Origin of the sequence: Hathewaya proteolytica DSM 3090, assembly GCF_900142225.1 — a bacterium.
Taxonomy (GTDB): domain Bacteria; phylum Bacillota; class Clostridia; order Clostridiales; family Clostridiaceae; genus Hathewaya; species Hathewaya proteolytica.
Window position 1 is genome coordinate 100,381 of record NZ_FRAD01000004.1, and the last position, 16,734, is coordinate 117,114.

The window sequence follows — 16,734 nt, forward strand, 5'->3', positions numbered from 1 at the left end:
GAGTGCATTGAGAGAGAAGATCTTAAGTGCTGGAATAGATATTGGAACATCTACTACTCAACTTGTCTTTAGCAATATAACCATTGAAAACACGGCGAGCAGCTTTACTGTTCCTAGGATACTTATAGTTGATAAAGAGATTATATATAGAAGTGAAATTAACTTTACCCCCTTAAAGAATTTAACAACTATAGACAGTGAAAAGGTAAGAGAAATAGTAGAAAAAGAATACAAAAAGGCAGGAGTTTTACCTAAGGATGTAAAGACAGGCGCTGTAATTATAACAGGAGAAACTGCAAGAAAAGAAAATGCCAGTGAGGTGTTAAATACCTTAAGTGGTTTTGCAGGAGATTTTGTAGTTGCCACTGCCGGACCAGACCTTGAGTCAATCATTGCTGGAAAGGGAGCAGGGGCAGATAAAATATCAAAAGAAAAAATGTGTACCGTTGTAAATATTGATATTGGTGGAGGCACATCTAATTTAGTGGTGTTCAAACACGGCGAAACACTAGATACAGGGTGTCTAGATATAGGTGGAAGGCTTATAAAGATAGATAAAGATAGTAAAAAAATTACTTATATAGCTTCTAAAATTAAAAAACTTGCAGCTAGCATAGGCATAGAGATTAGCGAAGGTGAAATGGCAGAAGTAAATAAGTTGAGGCCAATAGCCAGAGAAATGGCTAAACTTATGGCAGAGTCAGTGGGTATTTTACCAAAAACAGAAATGTATGAAATGATAATAACCAACAAAGGTATTAAGGATTTTAATATAGATTATATAACTTTTTCCGGTGGAGTTGCTGACTATGTATATGGAACTGAGCACAGTGATTATTTTAAATATGGAGATATAGGCGTTCTTTTAGGAGAGGAAATAAAAAACTCAATTTTAACTAAGAAATTGAAACTCGCACCAGCAGCTGAAACCATAAGAGCCACAGTGGTTGGGGCAGGATCTCATACTACGGATATAAGTGGAAGTACTATAACTTATACTGAAGATATTTTTCCAGTTAAAAACCTTCCCATCCTTAAGTTATCATCACAGGATGAGAATGCAGGGTTTCAGGGAATTAAAGATGGTATAAAGGAAAAGCTTAAGTGGTTTCAACTTGAAAATGAAGTTCAAAGTGTGGCCATCGCATTAAATGGAATGAAAAGCCCCTCTTTTTTACAGATTCAGCAGTTAGCTCAGTCTTTGGTAGAGGGCATGGAGGAATTGATAAATAAGAATTTTCCATTGTTTATCATTGTGGAAAATGATATTGCAAAGGTTTTGGGACAAACAATACATAGACAACTTGAAAATAGAGTAAAGGTGGTTTGTATTGATAGTATAAGAGTTGAAAATGGTGACTACATCGACATTGGAAAGCCCCTAGCAAATGGACAAGTTCTTCCTGTGGTTATAAAGACACTGGTATTCAATTCATAGAAAATATATTCAGAGAGGTGACTGAAGTGATATTAAAAGCTAAATTTGGTGGTAAATTATACGAATTCAAATCGGTAAAAGAAGTTTTAGCAAAGGCTAATGAAGAAAAATCAGGAGATATCCTAGCAGGCGTTGCTGCAAGTAGTTCAGAAGAAAGAGTTGCTGCAAAATATGTTTTGAGCCATTTGACAGTGGGAGATGTAAGAAATAATCCTGTTGTTTCTTACGAAGAAGATGAAGTAACAAGAATAATTCAAGATGCCGTAAATGAAAAAATTTATGGTGAAATCAAAAACTGGACAATTTCAGATCTTAGAGAGTGGATTCTAGATGAAAACACAACAGGCGCTGATATTGCAAGAATAAGAAGAGGATTAACTGCAGAAGTTATAGCAGCTGTTACAAAGTTAATGTCCAACATGGATCTTGTAGTTGGAGCAAGAAAAATAGTAGTTACAGCTCACTGTAACACAACTATAGGTGGAAGAGGAATTTTAGCTTCAAGATTGCAGCCAAATCACCCTACAGATGATGTAGATGGTATTGTAGCTTCATTGTTTGAAGGTTTATCTTACGGTGCAGGAGATGCACTTATGGGATTGAATCCAGTTGATGATTCCGTAGCTAGTACTACAAGAGTTTTAAAGAAGTTTGATGAAATAAAACATAAATTTGAGATTCCAACTCAAATATGCGTGTTATCACATATTACTACACAGATGGAAGCTGTAAGAAAGGGTGCTCCTGCGGATATGATATTCCAAAGTATTGCAGGTTCACAGAAGGGTAATGAAGCCTTTGGATTGAGTGCAGCCATAGTTTCAGAGGCACAGGATTTAATGCTAAAGGAAGGAACAGGAGCAGGTCCAAACGTTATGTATTTTGAAACTGGACAGGGTTCCGAGTTATCTTCTAACGCACACCATAATTCAGACCAGCTTACTATGGAAGCAAGATGTTACGGTTTTGCAAAAAAATATAACCCATTTATGGTTAATACAGTTGTTGGATTCATAGGACCAGAATATCTTTACGATGCAAGACAGGTATTGAGAGCAGGTCTTGAAGATCACTTTATGGGCAAGCTTACAGGTATATCCATGGGTGTTGATGTATGTTATACAAACCACATGAAAGCTGATCAAAATGACCTAGAAAACTTAGCTATACTTCTTACCAATGCAGGATGTAATTACTTTATAGGTATTCCTCACGGAGATGACATCATGCTAAACTACCAGTCAAGCGGATACCATGAAATGGTTGCTGTTAGAGATTCTTTAGGTGTTAGACCAATAAAAGAATTTGAAATGTGGTTAGAGAAAATGGGAATTTACGAGAATGGTAAGTTGACAGCTAAGGCTGGAGATGCATCTGTATTTCTAAACAAATAATCTAAAAGGGTGTGAATATAAATGTTGTCAGAAAAGGACTTAAAGGAATTAGTTGAACAGGTATTAGTTGAGATGGCAGGAAAGGGCGGAAATACTGAGGAAGCTGTGAAAGCTGCAGTGAGCTCTGTAACTGAAGTAAGTGATGAAGTGTTACCTGATCCATTAGAAGTTGATTTAAAAAAATTGTTATTAGTAGAAAATCCAGAAGACAGAGATGCATATATGAAGGTGAAGCAGTACACTCCAGCGAGACTTGGTGTGGGAAGAGCTGGCGGAAGATATAAGACTGAAACAATGATAAGATTTAGAGCTGACCATGCAGTAGCTCAGGATGCAGTATTCTCAGACGTTCCAGAGGAATTGATAAAAGAAATGGGATTCTTCTCAGTACAGACTATGTGCAAGGATAAGGATGAATATTTGACAAGACCAGACCTTGGAAGAAAACTTGATGATGAAGCTGTTAAGATGATTAAGGAAAACTGTAAGATGAATCCTACAGTTCAGGTATACGTATCTGACGGGCTTAGCTCCACTGCTATTGCAGCTAATGTAAAGGATGTATTGCCAGCATTATTACAGGGACTTAAAGCTTATGGCATTGATGCAGGAACTCCTTTCTTTGTGAGACTTGGAAGAGTTGCAGTTATGGACCAGATTTCTGAAATAACTGGTGCAGATGTTACATGTGTACTTATTGGTGAAAGACCAGGGCTTGTGACAGCTGAAAGTATGAGTGCATACATCACTTACAAGGGAACAGTTGGTATGCCAGAATCAAGAAGAACAGTATTGTCAAATATACACAAGGGTGGTACTCCTGCCGTTGAAGCTGGAGCTCATCTAGCAGAAATAATAAAGAAGATGTTAGAAGCTAAAGCAAGCGGAGTAGATTTAAAGCTTTAATTTCTTAGAATATGTGAAAAATCACTAGGAGGAATAGTCAATGATAGGTGAACAAATTCCAGTTAATATATTAAGTGTTAAAATGATACCAAATGTAAACCCTGATATGGTGAAACAGTTTAATTTAGATCCAAATCATAAGAGCATTGGTATGATCACAGCTGATTGCGATGATGTAACATATACAGCCTTGGATGAAGCTACAAAGGCTTCTGACGTAAAAGTTGTTTATGCAAGATCCTTTTATGGCGGTGCGGGAAATGCTAGTACAAAGCTTGCAGGTGAAGTTATAGGTATAATTTCAGGACCATCACCTGCAGAAGTAAGAAGTGGATTAAATGCCATAGTTGATTTCATTGAAAGTGGAGTTGCAACTTTCAGAATGGCAAATGAAGACGGTTCAATACCATATTATGCTTACTGCGTGTCGAGAACTGGTTCTTATCTTTCAGAGCAGTGCGGTATAACAGAGGGAGAAGCCATTGCATATCTTATAGCTCCACCAATGGAAGCAATGTACGCTCTTGATGCAGCTATGAAGGCCGCTTCAGTAGATATGAAATGTTTCTTTGGACCTCCATCAGAAACAAACTTTGGAGGAGCGTTGCTAACAGGAAGCCAGTCAGCCTGTAAGGCAGCATGCGATGCTTTTGCAGATGCAGTAAAATTTGTAGCAGCTAATCCAACTGATTTTTAGGTTAATATAATATGAATTCACTAGGTTTAATTGAGACTGTGGGACTTGTGTGTGCCATTGAAGGTCTTGATGTGGCACTAAAAACTGCCGATGTTGAAGTAATAGGTTGCGAATGCATCGGCGGTGGTATAGTGACAGTAAAACTTACTGGCGAAGTTGAGGCTGTGAGGGTAGCAGTAGAAACTGCAGCGATGGCTGTGGAGAGAATAGGAACACTTAGAGCTACCCATGTAATTGCAAAAACTGCAGAGGATATGGAATTTATATTAAGTGACAACATGCCCAAAGCAAAGGAGCAATTACAAGAAGATAAGTGTTGTGACACTGAGGAAAATAAAGAACTTAAAGAAAGTAAAGAGCTTCAAGAGGATAAAGATCTTCAAAAAGTTTGCGAAAAATCCTCGGTATATACAAGGGAAGACCTTCAAAGTATGAAAGTTTTACAGCTTCGTACCATTGCAAGAATGGTAATAACAAATCTTACAAAAAAGCAGATTAAATTTGCAAGGAAAGATGAGCTTATAGAAGCCATACTTGAGGTTGTGGAAAGGAAGTGTTAATAGTTGAATACTTTAGATAAAGATCTTATGTCTATACAAGACGTAAGAAGTTGTATAGCAAGAGCCAAGAAAGCTCAGGAAGAATACAAAAACTTTTCCCAGGAACAAGTAGATAGAATAGTAAAGGCTGTGGCAGAGGCTGCAGAAGCCCAAGCTATAAAATTGGCAAAGATGGCCAATGAAGAAACTGGTTTTGGTATATGGGAAGATAAGGTTATAAAAAATTTATTTGCTAGTAAAATTGTATTTGAAAGCATGAAAGATATGAAAACTGTAGGCATAATAGCTGAGGATCAGGAGAAAAGCACCATGGATGTGGCAGTACCTGTAGGTGTTGTGGCTGGTATAATTCCATCTACAAACCCAACTTCTACTACCATATACAAGACTCTTATTTCTCTAAAATCAGGTAATGCCATAGTTGTATCACCTCATCCAGGTGCACAAGGATGTATATTGGAAACGGTAAAGATACTTAAAAAGGCTGCGAAAGAAGCTGGGGCACCAGATGGCATTATAGAATGTATTTCTATTGCCACACTGCAAGGAACACAAGAGCTTATGAAACATAAGGATACAGCCCTTATACTTGCCACTGGTGGAGAAGCCATGGTAAAGGCGGCCTATAGTTCAGGAAATCCAGCCATAGGAGTTGGACCAGGCAATGGCCCTGCATATATAGACAAAAGTGCAGATGTAAAGATGGCAGTAAAGAGAATTTTTCATAGCAAGACCTTTGACAATGGTGTAATTTGTGCATCGGAGCAATCCATTGTTATTGAGGAATGTATGAGAGAAAAGGTAATGTTAGAAGTACAAGCTCAAGGCGGTTACTTCTTAAATAGAGAAGAATCAAAGAAACTTGGCAGCTTTATTTTAAGAGCCAACGGAACAATGAATCCAGCCATAGTTGGAAAAAGCGTAGAAACATTGGCAAAGCTTGCAGGTCTTGATATACCAAAGGGTATAAGAGTGCTTATTTCTGAAGAAACTACTGTAAGCAAAGATAATCCATACTCCAGGGAAAAGCTTACCCCAATATTAGCTTTTTATGTGGAGAAGGATATGGAATCAGCTTGTGATAGATGTGTTGAAATTCTAATGAATGAAGGCAAAGGTCATACTGTAGTTGTTCATTGCGAAGATAAAGATGTCATAAGAAAGTTTGCACTAAAGCAACCAATATCTAGAATGCTTGTAAATACACCAGGAGCTTTAGGTGGTATAGGTGGAACAACAAACCTTGTTCCAGCATTAACACTTGGCTGCGGTGCCATAGGTGGAAGTTCAACATCAGCCAACGTTGGTCCAATGGATCTTATAAACATTAAAAAAGTTGCCTATGGTATTAGAGAACTTGAGGATATAAGAAAGGCATCTCCTTGCACAATGGAAAGTTGTTCTAAGCCTGTCACAGAAGCTAAGATCTCAGATGAATTAATTGAAGCTATTTTAGAAAAACTAATGGAGAAACTTGCAAAATAATTTGCGATTACAAATAAAAATATATAAAATTTTAAATGGATTCTTAGGAGGAATAAAAAATGGCAAACATGAATGCATTAGGAATGATTGAAACTAAAGGATTAGTAGGGGCTATAGAAGCTGCTGACGCTATGGTAAAGGCTGCAAATGTACAACTTATCGGCAAAGAAACAATAGGTGCTGGTCTTGTAACTGTAATGGTAAGAGGAGATGTAGGAGCTGTTAAGGCTGCAACAGATGCAGGTGCAGCTGCTGCTGAAAGAGTTGGAGAATTAGTATCAGTTCACGTAATTCCAAGACCACATACAGATGTTGAAATAGTATTACCAAAGGTAACTGAGTAACAATTGCATAAAATAGTTTAATAATACCTTAAGTTAAAGTGGATAGCTTAGTGGCTGAATGTGGTAAAACATCACTGTGTCATCACTTTGCTGTCCATTTTGTTTATGATAGGATGTGAAAATATGGGTGTGTTAACTGAATATAATTTAAGAGCAAAGCTAAAAAATTCCGACATAAAAGAGCTTACAGTGGAGAAGGGGGTAATAATAACGCCTTCAGCAAAACAATATCTTCAGGAGAGGAATATAAAGCTTACAGTAGGTGAAAAAGCTGACACTTCGGTGGAGGTAAAGAAGAAGGAAAGTAAACCTTTTAAAAAACCTGAATTCATGACAGCGCTTTATGGAACAGAACTTGCATATAAAGATCACCCTATTATTAAGTTGCGAGGAAAGCTGGATTCACTTCAGGCAAAGACATTAAGTGCACAAGTAATGGCGCACAAAGCTGGTAAAAGCCATATAACAAAGGATTTGCAGTCTATTTTAGAGTATGAGCGAAAGATTATGATAGCTGAAATAATGAAGGAAGCTATAGAAGATAATAATGTTATGGGCTATAGCTTTGATGAAATAAGGCTTATGTCTCACAATCCTAAAAAGTACTTTGGCGTGGATCATATTTGGTATCCAAGCTATGAATATGGAGAGATTTTCGCTGCAGTAAATGAAATAAGAACCCAGGTTAGAGAAGCAGAAGTTATAGCCATGATGGCACTCAGAAATGGAGAAGAAATTGCAAGGGAGGACATCATAAAAGCTTTGAATAGGCTTAGTAGCTATGTGTATGTTCTAATGTGCAAAATTCTCAGTGAAAACAAATAAAAAAGTGGTTAAGCAACAGGTAAGGGTGGTGAAAACATGAAATCGGAGTATGAAAATAATATAGACTTAATAGTGGATGAACTTGTAAAAAGGATAGGTGAAAAATCTAAGTCCCATTGCCATGTATGTGATAATAATAAGGAAGATGAGGACAGTATTCTTGTAGAGGCTTCTGGTAAGCACGTTCATTTATGCAAAGAGCACGTTGAAATGCTATTTGGTAAGGGATATGAACTAAAACAGGTTAGAGAACTTTCACAGCCAGGACAGTACCTTTGCGAAGAAAAAGTAACGGTTATTGGACCTAAGGGAGTTCTTAGTAAAGTGTCAGTGCTTGGGCCTGTAAGAAAAGAAACTCAGGTGGAACTTTCCCTGACAGATGCAGTAGGTATAGGACTTAAAGCCCCAGTTAGAATGTCAGGAGATATTGAGGGTAGTGAAAGTGCCATATTGGTGGCTGGCAAAAATGTGGTATCCTTGTCCAAAGGTGTTATAGTTGCCAAAAGACATATACACATGACTCCTGAAGATGCTAAAAAATTTAATGTAGAGGATAAGGAAAAAGTCATGGTGAGAGTAGGATGTGAGGAAAGAAGCCTTATATTTGACAATGTAATCGTAAGGGTAAGCCCAGATTATAATACAGCCATGCACCTTGATTACGATGAAGCCAACGGATGTGGTTATTTGAAGAATATGAGAGGGAAAATTGTAAAATAGCGGGTGATCTTGTGGAAAATAAAATATTGACAGACAACAAAGAGTTAATACAAAGTGTCACAGACGAAGTGATGAGAAGAGTATTACAACTCCTTAAGGATGAAAATATAAAGAAAAGCAACTGCGACCATAAGGTGTTTTTTCTTAAGCCAAGGGAACAATACAAAGAAAGAAAAGCAGAGGAGCTTATAGACAAAATCTGCTTACAGAAATTCAATGTTGTCACTAGCTGTGAAAATATAGACCTTAACTGTGAACAGTGTGGCCATTGCAAGGAAGCTGTAGAACAGTGTCAGAATTTAGTTGTGTATGGGCTTAGCAATAAAGAACTTGCCAATATTTCCTTGGGAATAATAAGCGACTGTAGAGAAATGTATATTTCCCATGCTATACTTAAAGGCAAAAGAATATATGTGATAAACGAAGGTGTTGAGTATAAGGATTATAAAAACACTTGCAATCACAATTTCTATAATATGTACGGAACTTATGAAAAAGTCCTTCAATCTTTTGGCGTGGATTTTGTAAACGAAAGTAATCTTTTGAGTGAAATTGGAAAAAAGAGAACTGAAGATAAAAAAGTTATAGAAGAAGAAGCAAAAGAAGAAAATAATATTTATGACCTTACTGACAAAAAAGTTATATGTGAAGGTGAGCTTAAAAAGGCATCATATAGTGGTATCAAATCAGTAAGCATTGATGCAAAGGCGATTTTTACACCACTTGCCATGGACTTTGTGAGAAGAAACAAAATATCTTTATTGCGTAAATTATGATTTAATGTAACTGGAGGCGTTGTTATGTTTATTGGTGAGGTAATTGGAAATGTATGGGCTACAAAAAAAGATGAAAAACTTGAGGGCTTGAAGTTAATGGTAGTTGTACCTTGTGATTCAGATAAGGACAAAATACACAAATCAGATGCCATAGTTGCAGCAGATATAATAGGTGCAGGAATTGGCGATAAAGTCCTTATAGCTACGGGCGGAGCAGCTAGAGTTTCCGTTAGAAGAGAAGCTCCCCTAGATGCAGCCATTGTAGGTATAATAGACTCTGTAGACATACAGGAATAACTTAGAATACAGCATATGGAGGTGAACTATATGAGGGATGCTTTGGCAATTGTAGAGTTAAGCAGCGTATCAAAGGGATATGAAATCGCGGATAGAATGTTAAAGATAGCTGATTTAGATGTGATTATGTGTAAAAGTATCTGTCCAGGTAAATTTCTTATTGCATTAACGGGATATGTGGCAGATGTGGAAATGGCATTAAATGAAGTAAATCACATAGAAGATAAGCATGTTCTTTCAAATTTTATTATAACTAACCCCCATGAAGATATAATAAACAGCATTTCAAAAAAATATATATCGAAAAAAATTAGTAAAGCCATTGGTATTGTTGAACATTCTTCAGTAGCTTATTCCATAAAGTATTTAGACTGTATTTTGAAATATTGCAACGTAAACCTTGTAAAATTTGTGCCAGGAAACCTGGTAGGTGGAAAAGGTTATTTTATAATCTCCAGTGAACTCAGCAATGTACAAGAAGCTGTGGATTACGCTTTAAAAAACATAGGAAGAAATAAGCTAATAAATATATCTGTAATTCCAGCTCCTAGCGAAGAATTATTAAAATCTATATAGAGATCTGTGTAAAGATCTGAAAGGTGGTAGCTTTAATGGGTATTAACGATATTATTATTTATATAATGGTTGTGTTCATGGCCTTAGGTGCTTTAGATAAAGTTATAGGCAACAAATTTGGTTTAGGTGAAAAATTTGACGAGGGCCTTATGGCTATGGGTGCTCTTGCAGCAGCTATGGTGGGTGTAATATGCTTAGCACCAGTTATTGCAAATGTATTACAACCGGTGGTAACACCTATAGCAAAGTTTTTAGGTGCGGATCCAGCCATGTTTGCAGCGGCAATCCTTGCCAATGACATGGGAGGATATGAGCTTGCCAAAACTATGGGTACAAATCCAGAAGTGGCAAGATTTGCAGGACTTATTCTTGGAAGTATGATGGGTGCCACAGTAGTGTTCAGTATACCAGTATCTCTTGGTATAATCAAGAAAGAAGATAGCCCATTCCTTGCAAAGGGTATTTTAGCAGGTATGATAGCTATTCCAGTAGGATGTTTTGTGGGAGGACTGGTACAGGGACTTCCAGTGGGAACTATCCTTATAAATTTAGTACCAATCATAATTTTTGCAGTTCTAATAGCATTAGGTCTTTGGAAAGCACCAAAGGCAATAATAAATGGTTTTATTATATTTGGTAAATGTGTTACAGCAATAATCACAGTGGGTCTTGCCGCAGCTATAATAGAGAAACTAACAGGATTAGTAATAATCCCAGGTATGAAGCCAATCGGCGATGGTATATCTGTAGTTGGCGATATCGCTATAGTACTTGCAGGAGCACTTCCACTAGTTTACGTTATAACAAAAGTATTCAGCAAACCACTTATGAAAGTTGGTGGACTTTTAGGCATCAATGATGTGGCTGCAGGCGGTATGATAGCAACACTAGCAAACAACATCCCAATGTTCGGAATGATGAAAGATATGGATGATAGAGGAAAGGTAATAAACGTGGCATTTGCAGTAGGTGCTAGCTTTGTATTAGGTGACCATCTTGGATTTACAGCAGGAGTGGACAAGGGTATGATTTCTGCTATGATTATTGCAAAGCTTGTAACAGGTATTGTAGCTGTAGTATTGGCAAGCATTATCACCCCTAAAAACCCCAAGGTAGAAGCTAGTGCAGAAGCTTAATAAATAGACATTGTAGAAAGGTGTGAGGTGAATAACATATGCAGAATATAGATGAAAAGGCATTAGAACAGATTATAAGAAGAATAATAGAAGAAAAGCTTGGCAAGTCTGGACAGTGCAAAGGCCAAGATGAAATGGTGAGACAGATAGATCCAAGTGGCATCATGGCAGTTCGGACAAACACAGTAAAGGTGGAGAAATTCGATACAGGCAAAGAAAGCGACCAAGTATATCTAAAAGATGTATTTTCAACAGAAGAAAGTCCACGTCTTGGCTGTGGAGTCATGGAAATGAAGGAAACAGAATTTGACTGGACACTTAAATATGATGAAGTTGATTACATCATCGAAGGAACCCTTGAAATTGAGATAGATGGCAGAAGAGTTGTGGGAAATCAAGGTGACATAATGTTGATTCCTAAAAACAGCAAGATTAAGTTCTGTGCCCCTAATCATGCAAAATTCATATACGTAGTATATCCAGCAAACTGGGCGGAACAACAATAGAAAAAAAGAAGAGACTGTGGATACATAATATCCACAGTCTTTTTACTTACTATTTTTCCACAGTTTTTATTGTACTATTTTTGTAAATTGCCATGATAAATCTAACCAAAGTGTAAGCAACAAGCACAGTAGCTATAATAGTTTGCACCAGTACCACATATTTTAAAACTGGCAGTGGACTTTTCATAGTAGCTAAAGCTTTCATAGATTGCTTTGTAGAAATAGCGCTGATTACAAATGGAAAAGTGAAAGCGGCACAGCTTGGATAAAATTTAAGCTTTAAAAAGCTTGGCAACTTTACTAACACAACTAAATATATTAAAAGTGATAGTGCTAGTAAACAGTAAATCATGGTGATATTTTTTGTTGCAAAGGATTGAGTATAGGCAGCAAGGCAAAGGCTAGCAGGTGCTGTAAATATGCAGAATAATGGTGCTGCTGGCTCTGGAATCGCCTTGAGTTTCATGTGCCTATATGTGACAACAGGAAGTAAAACAATTAAAGAAGCTAGTCCAAAATAAAAAGACATTCTTCCGATATTTTGCATCTTAAATGCTGGTGCAGACACTCCCGCTACTGCTATACCAACGTAGACTATGTAGTAGCTAGCAAAAACTTTTTTTATGTCAAATTTCAAAATAAACTTCCATGTGAAGTAAAGTATAAGGGCACAGTGGAGCCCTATGGCAAAAAACCACAAATACACTGCTAAAGAACCCATATATGGCTTTAAATACACAGAAATAAGCATTAGGCTCATAGGAAATGTTCCTGCCACACTGGCCATAATAGGATTTTTCATTTCTTCCTTTATGGAGCTCGGACAGACAACAATTTTAAATATGTATGCTATAGCTAGAATCATTGCCATAATGCCCAAGGCAAGCCTTAAACTCTCCGAATAGCTTTGAAGTAAGTTTCCGAGGGCAGCAAGGCCTAAAATAACCCCTGCAAAAGGTATTGGAATAGCTTGTATAATTTTTTTCATGGTATTTCTCCTATTTTTATATAAAATTATGCATCAAGATTTGTTAAGCTAAGCTCTCTTATAACTATTTCAGCTACTTTTGCAGCAACCATGCCAGTGAATCTTATGCACTGTTCTTTGTGCTCGCCAGCACCCATATCAAATTCTTTTGTAAGTATTCTACAACATAGAGCATTTTTCCCGTTATTTTCTTTGAAATAATCGTGTAATTCCTTTGCAACCGCTAGGTTTTTCTCTACCTTAGGATCTCCCTGCTTTGTACGTCCGAAGAAAATACCAAGAGCTAAAACGCCACCGGATACAGCGCCACAAAGACATTTTGATCTACCAATACCAACAGGGAAACCAGATGCCATAGCTATAACCTCTTCTGGAATATCCAATTCGAAGTTGCTTCTTATAGCACTTACTACAGCCTCAGAACAGAAGAAACCACCTCTAAATAATTCTTCAGCATCCTTTCTTATTTTTTCTACGCTAACTTCTTTTTTAATATTCATAACTTCTTACCTCCAATAGTATATTTTGTACACTTACAGTATAAGTAATACTACACCTACATTCAATAAAAAATTATATAACATCTATAGATAATACAAATAGAAAGCTTAACTTTTATTGAAAAATACAATACATACTTGTGATGTTAAGAAGTTGATTAAAAGTTAATTAATATTATAATTATTATTATAATCTAGTAAAAATTTAAAATTTAATATTAATTTTTTTTTGTAAATGACGATAAAGTAATATATGATTGTGAGATAAAGATAACTAGGAGGAATAACTATGAAAAAGTTTAAAGAATTAACTATCAGAAAGCAAATTGTAGGTACATTTGCATTTATCTCTGTAATAGGATTAATAGCGGTATTTGGCGGAATGTTTTTATATAAAATGAACCCTACCATTGCCTTTATCGTTGTAGGAGTGGCTATTTCTATCTTCGCTGTAACTTGTGTATTCGCAGCTAGGGCAATAAGAACATCCATCATGGAACCTTTAAAACAAGTGGAAAAAGCTGCAGATAATATGGTTAAAGGTGTTTTTGACGTAGATATTAGCTATGAAGGTAACAATGAAATCGTTAAGGTGGCAAGAAATTTTGATGTTGGTTTTCAAACTTTTAAAACCATAATAAGTGATATCAGTAATATGTTAAATGAAATGGCAGAGGGTAATTTTGATGTTAGATCTAATAATGAAGAAGCCTATGTAGGTCAGTTTAATGAAATTCTTCAGTCTATAAAAAACATAACTTCTGGACTATCAGAAGTTATGTCTGATATTGGTTCAGCAGCCAATGAAGTGGCAAATGGCTCAGAGCAGATTGCACAGAGTGCTCAAGTTCTTTCAGAATCATCTACAGAGCAAGCTGGTTTTGCAGAGGAATTAGTCGCTACTCTAAGTACAATATCAGAACAGGCAAATGTTACAGCTAGTAACTCTAAGCAGGCTAATGGAAAAACTATGGAAGCTGCAAGTGAATTGCAGAAAACCGTTGACAATACAAAACTTCTTGTGGATGCAATGACTGACATAGAGGATAAATCAAAGGAAATATCCAATATAATAAATGCCATTAACGATATAGCAGAGCAAACAAATCTTTTGTCATTAAATGCAGCCATAGAGGCAGCAAGAGCAGGAGATGCAGGAAGAGGATTCTCCGTTGTAGCGGATGAAATAAGAAAATTAGCAGATCAAAGTGGAGAGGCAGCAAAAAACATAGTGGATTTAATTGGAAAATCATCACAGTCAGTAAAAAATGGTGTATTGATTCTTGACAGCACAGTGGATTCCATCGGCAACGTAAAGGAATCTGCACAACAGGTTTCAATTCTCGTAAACGAGATAAGCGATGCCGTACAAAATCAGAGCACATCCATCAATGAACTTGTAAACGGTGTTGATCAGTTATCTGCCACAATTCAGACCAATTCTTCTACCTCAGAGGAGACAGCAGCGGCAAGTGAAGAACTTACAAGCCAAGCTGATTTATTAAAGGATAGAATAAATAGTATAACATTAAAGAAGTAGAGTATTAAATAAGTAAATTTTTAAATAAATAAGGGGATGTTTTTATGAACAAAATTTTAGAAAATATTATGAAGCGCAAAAGCTGCAGAGCATTTACAGAGGAGCCTGTAAGTAAACAAGCTATAGAAGAAATACTTACAGCAGCCATTTACGCTCCCACAGGCATGAATAAACAAAGCTGGCAGTTCACTGTGGTTCAAGATAGAGAAAAAATACAACACTTAGCAGGGACAATGAAAGCAGCTCTTGGTATGACAAAGGAGTACAATATGTACAATCCACCAGTTATAATTCTTGTCTCTAACGAAAAGGACAATACAAACGGCCTTGCAGATTGTGCTTGTGCCATGGAAAACATGATGCTCATGGCCACAGAACTAAATCTAGGTTCATGTTGGATAAATCAGCTTAAGACTATTTGTGATAGAGAAGAGATAAGGGAAATCTTAAATTCCTTCCATATCCCTGAAAATCATGTGGTGTGGGCAACCTTATCCCTAGGTCATGCAGCGGTAGAACTTCAGGACAAAGAAAGAAATGAAAACGCCATTGTATATGTAAAATAAAGCATTAAAAAATAGCCTTATGGTATCCGTAGAGGATTATCTGTAAGGCTATTTTTAAAATATAATTTAGTAGCTTTTCCTATAAAGATGTTTTTTAAATAATAGGAGATATGTTACTGTACTAACCACGGTACTTATCATGTCTGCAATGGGCTGTGCATAGAAAACATTTCTTGTGGCAAAGAACATTGGCAAAAAGAAGGTGGAAATTACATATACAGATTTACGGAACATAGACAGGCATAATGCCGCTTTAGTGCATCCAAGGGCTGTTAGGCCATCTACAAAGGTATACTGTGCCGCAAGGGGAATAATGCCTAAAGTAAACGCTTTTATACCCCAAACTGAAAGGCTGATGTATTCAGGTTCCTTTGTAAAAATCTCCACAAAGTATTGAGGGATAATACGGGAAATCGCAAACATAATAGTGGTAAAGGAGGCGCATAGTATAAGTATATACTTTTCAGCCTTTAGCACCCTATCGTGATTTTGAGCTCCATAATTATAGCTTATAATTGCTTGAGTACCGCCGGTAATACCTAACATTGGGCCAGTTACCAGCATAAGATAACTTTGCACAATAGTTGCACAGGATATAAGCATGTCTCCATTTTTGCCACCATAGTGTTTCAATATGGCATTCATTAAAATTATTATTATGCTGTCAGAAGCCAATATTAAAAAAGGGGAAACGCCTATTTTAACAATTCCCTTCATGATTTTCTTAGAGTAATTTCCAAAGGTGATTTTTATAGGTATAGTTTTACCAAATAAAAACCACAGTGCAAAGGAACAAGAAAATATTTGGGCGATGACAGTAGCAATGGCAGCCCCAGCAACTCCCATATTGAGTACAAAGATAAATATGGGATCCAATATGATATTGGTAACTGTCCCCAGTAACACTGTAAACATAGAAATAGTGGGAAATCCTTGGCAAGTTATAAAATAATTTAGTCCCACAGCCATAAGAGCAAAGAAGGTGCCAAGAGTATAAATTGTCATATAAGTATTTGCATACTCAAAGGTTACGTTGCTAGCTCCAAACCAAAACAGCAGCTTATTCTTAAAAAGAAGAAAAATCACTGTTAAAATAAGGGATAATACTGTAAGCATTAAAAAGGAATTTGATAATATGTGCTTTGCCTCTTTCCTATTTCCCTCACCCATTTTCATGGCCATAAGAATAGAACCACCAAGGCCCACTAGAGTTCCAAAGGACGATAAAAGCGTTACAATGGGACCGCAGATTCCAACTCCCGCTAGTGCAAGCTCACCTATAGCATGGATGTTACCGATGTACATACGGTCGATGATGCTGTATAGTACATTTACAAATTGAGCTATCATAGAAGGGATTGATAGCTTTAAAACTAAGGACCATATGGGATCTTTCCCTAAATCATTGGCTCGTCTCATAATAACTCCTTCTTTCTTTTTTAGTATTATACTATAATAAAATAGTAGGTATGTATAAAAC

19 protein-coding genes are annotated in these 16,734 nt (G+C 36.6%); 16 read left to right on the top strand and 3 right to left on the bottom strand.

Translation table 11 applies throughout. From position 1 onward, the window contains the following. The first annotated feature begins 7 nt into the window (after positions 1 to 7). The 14 genes from eutA (at position 8) to BUA73_RS02085 (ending at position 11,660) form a co-directional block, all read left to right on the top strand. Complete coding sequence (gene eutA, locus BUA73_RS02020) at positions 8 to 1,438, top strand: ethanolamine ammonia-lyase reactivating factor EutA (protein WP_072901761.1); 1,431 nt, start codon at positions 8 to 10, stop codon at positions 1,436 to 1,438. A gap of 26 nt (positions 1,439 to 1,464) precedes the next feature. Beyond that, a complete protein-coding gene (locus tag BUA73_RS02025) occupies positions 1,465 to 2,832 on the top strand; it encodes an ethanolamine ammonia-lyase subunit EutB (protein WP_072901764.1) in 1,368 nt (455 codons plus the stop codon). Between the two features lie 24 nt (positions 2,833 to 2,856). After that, positions 2,857 to 3,738, top strand: coding sequence for an ethanolamine ammonia-lyase subunit EutC (eutC, locus tag BUA73_RS02030; protein WP_207649856.1), 882 nt, complete (start codon positions 2,857 to 2,859; stop codon positions 3,736 to 3,738). A 40-nt stretch (positions 3,739 to 3,778) separates the two neighbouring features. Next, complete coding sequence (gene eutL / locus BUA73_RS02035) at positions 3,779 to 4,435, top strand: ethanolamine utilization microcompartment protein EutL (protein ID WP_072901768.1); 657 nt, start codon at positions 3,779 to 3,781, stop codon at positions 4,433 to 4,435. Between the two features lie 11 nt (positions 4,436 to 4,446). Further along, on the top strand, positions 4,447 to 4,995 hold the full coding sequence (locus BUA73_RS02040) for a BMC domain-containing protein (protein WP_072901769.1): 549 nt from the start codon (positions 4,447 to 4,449) through the stop codon (positions 4,993 to 4,995). A gap of 3 nt (positions 4,996 to 4,998) precedes the next feature. Further along, positions 4,999 to 6,480 carry an acetaldehyde dehydrogenase (acetylating) gene (locus tag BUA73_RS02045; RefSeq protein ID WP_093426662.1) on the top strand — a complete coding sequence of 494 codons (1,482 nt, stop codon included), beginning with the start codon at positions 4,999 to 5,001 and terminating at the stop codon, positions 6,478 to 6,480. Between the two features lie 59 nt (positions 6,481 to 6,539). Beyond that, on the top strand, positions 6,540 to 6,824 hold the full coding sequence (gene eutM / locus BUA73_RS02050) for an ethanolamine utilization microcompartment protein EutM (RefSeq protein ID WP_072901771.1): 285 nt from the start codon (positions 6,540 to 6,542) through the stop codon (positions 6,822 to 6,824). Positions 6,825 to 6,947: 123 nt separating this feature from the next. Beyond that, positions 6,948 to 7,649 carry a hypothetical protein gene (locus BUA73_RS02055; RefSeq protein ID WP_072901773.1) on the top strand — a complete coding sequence of 234 codons (702 nt, stop codon included), beginning with the start codon at positions 6,948 to 6,950 and terminating at the stop codon, positions 7,647 to 7,649. 36 nt (positions 7,650 to 7,685) lie between these two features. Then, entirely contained in the window at positions 7,686 to 8,369 is a 684-nt protein-coding gene (pduL, locus tag BUA73_RS02060) for a phosphate propanoyltransferase (protein ID WP_072901776.1), read from the top strand. An 11-nt stretch (positions 8,370 to 8,380) separates the two neighbouring features. Beyond that, entirely contained in the window at positions 8,381 to 9,145 is a 765-nt protein-coding gene (locus BUA73_RS02065) for a hypothetical protein (RefSeq protein ID WP_143146962.1), read from the top strand. 24 nt (positions 9,146 to 9,169) lie between these two features. Next, positions 9,170 to 9,442 carry a EutN/CcmL family microcompartment protein gene (locus BUA73_RS02070; RefSeq protein ID WP_072901782.1) on the top strand — a complete coding sequence of 91 codons (273 nt, stop codon included), beginning with the start codon at positions 9,170 to 9,172 and terminating at the stop codon, positions 9,440 to 9,442. Positions 9,443 to 9,472: 30 nt separating this feature from the next. Then, a complete protein-coding gene (locus BUA73_RS02075; protein ID WP_072901785.1) occupies positions 9,473 to 10,018 on the top strand; it encodes a BMC domain-containing protein in 546 nt (181 codons plus the stop codon). A gap of 35 nt (positions 10,019 to 10,053) precedes the next feature. Then, positions 10,054 to 11,154 carry an ethanolamine utilization protein EutH gene (eutH, locus tag BUA73_RS02080; RefSeq protein ID WP_072901788.1) on the top strand — a complete coding sequence of 367 codons (1,101 nt, stop codon included), beginning with the start codon at positions 10,054 to 10,056 and terminating at the stop codon, positions 11,152 to 11,154. A gap of 38 nt (positions 11,155 to 11,192) precedes the next feature. After that, the gene (locus BUA73_RS02085; protein WP_072901791.1) at positions 11,193 to 11,660 is read left to right on the top strand and encodes a cupin domain-containing protein; all 468 of its coding nucleotides are present in this window, start codon (positions 11,193 to 11,195) and stop codon (positions 11,658 to 11,660) included. 49 nt (positions 11,661 to 11,709) lie between these two features. Here BUA73_RS02085 and BUA73_RS02090 read toward each other — a convergent pair whose 3' ends face one another. Continuing rightward, a complete protein-coding gene (locus BUA73_RS02090) occupies positions 11,710 to 12,648 on the bottom strand; it encodes a TDT family transporter (protein ID WP_072901793.1) in 939 nt (312 codons plus the stop codon). Between the two features lie 26 nt (positions 12,649 to 12,674). Then, positions 12,675 to 13,148 (bottom strand): C-GCAxxG-C-C family protein, encoded by a 474-nt coding sequence (locus tag BUA73_RS02095; RefSeq protein WP_072901795.1) that lies wholly within the window; start codon positions 13,146 to 13,148, stop codon positions 12,675 to 12,677. Between the two features lie 289 nt (positions 13,149 to 13,437). Here BUA73_RS02095 and BUA73_RS02100 point away from each other — a divergent pair, with 289 nt between their 5' ends. Then, the gene (locus tag BUA73_RS02100) at positions 13,438 to 14,688 is read left to right on the top strand and encodes a methyl-accepting chemotaxis protein (RefSeq protein WP_072901797.1); all 1,251 of its coding nucleotides are present in this window, start codon (positions 13,438 to 13,440) and stop codon (positions 14,686 to 14,688) included. 44 nt (positions 14,689 to 14,732) lie between these two features. Then, positions 14,733 to 15,254 carry a nitroreductase family protein gene (locus tag BUA73_RS02105; protein WP_072901800.1) on the top strand — a complete coding sequence of 174 codons (522 nt, stop codon included), beginning with the start codon at positions 14,733 to 14,735 and terminating at the stop codon, positions 15,252 to 15,254. A 66-nt stretch (positions 15,255 to 15,320) separates the two neighbouring features. On the opposite strand, the gene BUA73_RS02110 is transcribed toward BUA73_RS02105, so the two are convergent. After that, positions 15,321 to 16,673 carry an MATE family efflux transporter gene (locus BUA73_RS02110; protein ID WP_072901802.1) on the bottom strand — a complete coding sequence of 451 codons (1,353 nt, stop codon included), beginning with the start codon at positions 16,671 to 16,673 and terminating at the stop codon, positions 15,321 to 15,323. Positions 16,674 to 16,734: the final 61 nt, after the last annotated feature.